The organism is Bradyrhizobium sp. SHOUNA76 (assembly GCF_023006445.1).
In the GTDB taxonomy this organism is placed as follows: Bacteria; Pseudomonadota; Alphaproteobacteria; order Rhizobiales; family Xanthobacteraceae; genus Bradyrhizobium.
Map to the genome: position 1 here is coordinate 1 of NZ_JALBHA010000638.1, position 3,043 is coordinate 3,043.

General features: G+C 66.1%; 1 protein-coding gene and 1 pseudogene. Both read right to left on the reverse strand.

Annotated elements, in window-relative coordinates; translation table 11 throughout:
- Positions 1-194: pseudogene (locus tag MOV74_RS34860) on the reverse strand (hypothetical protein); the annotation flags it as partial.
- Positions 195-556: 362 nt separating this feature from the next.
- Positions 557-3,043, reverse strand: a 2,487-nt coding sequence (cckA, locus tag MOV74_RS34865) for a cell cycle histidine kinase CckA (protein ID WP_246931596.1), incomplete at its 5' end; no start/stop codon positions are given.

Sequence of the window (3,043 nt, forward strand, 5' to 3'; positions counted from 1 at the left end):
GTCGTGGTCGAGGGCGGGGCCGAATAGGTGCGCGAGCCGCGTGAACCCGACGAGGAACCGCCACCGACGCGCGCATCGGCGGACGAGATCGCCAGCGCAGTCGGCAGCGCAAGCGCCAGCACGACGGCGATCGTCTTGAAGAGATTGCGGGAGCGTAACGAGAACTTCATGTGCGTTTCCCAAATCCCCGGCATGGGGACGTGCGCTTAAGATGGGCAGACTTCCCGAAAAGTGAAGCCGGTTTCGGAACCTGTGGCTGCGGCCCTCAGTCGCGGGGATGTGGCAAAAGCCCATATTTGACGCGGATTTGGCCGGCCCCGCCAGGGAACCGTGGTCGCCGGTTACCGGCGGATTTGGACAGGAATTGCGCTTTTTCCTCGCCGTTGCGGGCGCAGCTCTCTCACCACGTCATTGCGAGGAGCTCGCGACAAAATTGCGAAGCAATTTTGCGCTGATGCGACGGAGCAATCCAGGGTCTTTCCACGGAGGCAGTCTGGATTGCTTCGCTGCGCTCGCAATGCCGGAGACTGCGGGAACGGCGCGCCGCCTCTCAACCTCACCCCTGCTTGGTCATCGTCTCCTTCACCGCCGCCACCAGCTGGCTGAGCGTGAACGGCTTGGGCAGGAAGTCGAACTGCTGGCCTTCGGGCAGGCTCTTCTCGAAGGCGTCCTCGGCATAACCGGAGACGAAGATGAACTTGATGTCGGGATTCTTCTCCCGCATCGCCTTCAAAAGGGTCGGGCCGTCCATCTCGGGCATGACGACGTCGGAGACGACGAGATCGATCCCGCCGCTCTGCTCCTCCAGCACCTCCATGGCCTCGACGCCGTTCTCGGCTTCGACCACGGTGTAGCCGCGCGAGCGCAAACCACGTGCGTTCAGCGCGCGCAGGCCCTCTTCGTCCTCGACCAGCAGGATGGTGCCCTGCCCCGTGAGATCGGTCCGCGGCTTGGCCTCGACGGAAGCGGCTTCCTTGGCAGCACCGTTGGTCGCGCTGACCGCAGCCGCCGCCTGCTCGACCTGAACGTCAGGCTCGGCATGGTGGCGCGGCAGGAAAATGTGGAACGAGGTGCCCTGCCCCGGCTCGGAGTCCACGTAGATGAAACCGCCGGTCTGCTTGACGATGCCGTAGACCGTCGAAAGGCCGAGGCCAGTGCCTTTGCCCACCTCCTTGGTCGAGAAGAACGGCTCGAAAATCTTGTCGCGTATGTCGGCGGGGATGCCGGTGCCGGTGTCGGAGACCTCGATCCGGACATAGTCCGCCGCCGGCATGCCCTTGTAGGCGAGCTTGGCCGCCTCCTCAGTGGTGACGTTGGCGGTGCGGATGATCAGCTTGCCGCCGTCGGGCATGGCGTCGCGGGCGTTGACCGCGAGATTGACGATCACCTGTTCGAACTGGGAGACGTCGACCTTGACCGGCCAGAGATCGCGGCCGTGGATGGTCTCGTGCTTGACCTTCTCGCCGATCAGGCGGCGCAGCAGCATTGCGAGATCGCTCAGGGCGTCGCCGAGATCGAGCACCTGCGGCCGCAGCGTCTGCCGCCGCGAGAACGCCAGCAGTTGCCGCACCAGCGTCGCAGCGCGCGTCGCGTTCTGCTTGATCTGCATGATGTCCTGGAACGACGGATCGGTCGGCTTGTGCGCGTTCAGCAGGAAGTCGTTCGCCATCATGATGGCGGAGAGCACGTTGTTGAAGTCGTGGGCGATGCCGCCGGCGAGCTGGCCGACCGTCTCCATCTTCTGCGACTGGTTGATCTGGTTCTCCAGCGCGCGCCGCTCGGTGGTCTCGAGCATGTGCACGATGGCGGCTTCCGCGTCGTTTTCGGCCGAATCGACCGGTGTGACGAAGAACTGGCCCCAGCGCTCCTTGGTCCCCTCCAGCGCCACCTCGACCGGCGCGATGTCGGCCTGGCCCTCGGCGGCCTGGTTGATGGCCGCGATCAGGAGGTGCCGGTCACGCGAATTGACCGCGCGGAAGATCGACTTGGAGGCGCTGTCGAGCCCGAGAGCCTGTCCGAGCTTGGCATAGCGCGCATTGGCGCGCACGACGTTGCCGCCGCGATCGACGGTCGCGATCGCCATCGGCGTGTGGTCGAAGAAGCGCATGAAGCGCACTTCGGCGGCGCGGTCGGGATCGCTGCGCTCGTCGCGAGCGCGGCTGATCACCAGCGTCCGCGAGGGTCCCGGCGCGCCGTCGGCGCCGAAGGCGAGCTTGTGATAGAGCCGCACCGGCATGGTCTTGCCGGTGCGCATGCGCAGATCGATGTCGAAGACCTCGGTCTTCACCTCGCCCGGCACCGCCACGATCGAGGTCAGCAGCGATGCGCCGTCGCCGGAGACGATGTCGGTCAGCTTCAGGCCGCCCGAGCCGATCTCGGCGAGGTCGTAGTCGAGCCAGTTCGCCAGCGTCGCGTTGACATAAGCGAGCTCGCCGGCCGGATTGACCGAGAAGAAGCCACACGGCGCGTGATCGAGATATTCGATCGCGTGCTGGAGCTCCTGGAACACGTCCTCCTGGCGCTCGCGGTCGCGGGTGATGTCGGCAATCGACCACACCGCGTATTTCGACTCGCGCTTGCCGGTCCCGAGCGGACGCACCCGCATGCGCAGCCAGCGGCCCTGGCTGCCGTCCTGGCCGGAGATGCGCACCTCTTCCTGCTGACGCTTGCCCTCGCGCGCGGCCTTCAGCAACCGGAACACGGCTTCGGAGACATCGGGGTTGCCGATGAAGACGCGTTCCACCGGGCGCACGTCCTGCGGGCCGGCGGCCCCGGTCAGGGTCAGATAGGCGGCATTGGAATAGACTACGTGGCCGCGGGCATCGGTGACCGCCAGCCCGTCGAATCCATGATCGGCGATCCGCCCCACGACCGGATCATCGAGACTGCGGTCGGCGAAGCGGATAATACCGGCGGCGAAGGCGAACAGGTTGAAGAGGCCGACCATCGCCAGCACGGCAAGGATGCCGAGAATATAGGGCTGCGCCTGCGCGCGCCCGAGCGTCATCAGCCCGACGGCGACGGCGACGAGGCCGGCGGCCAC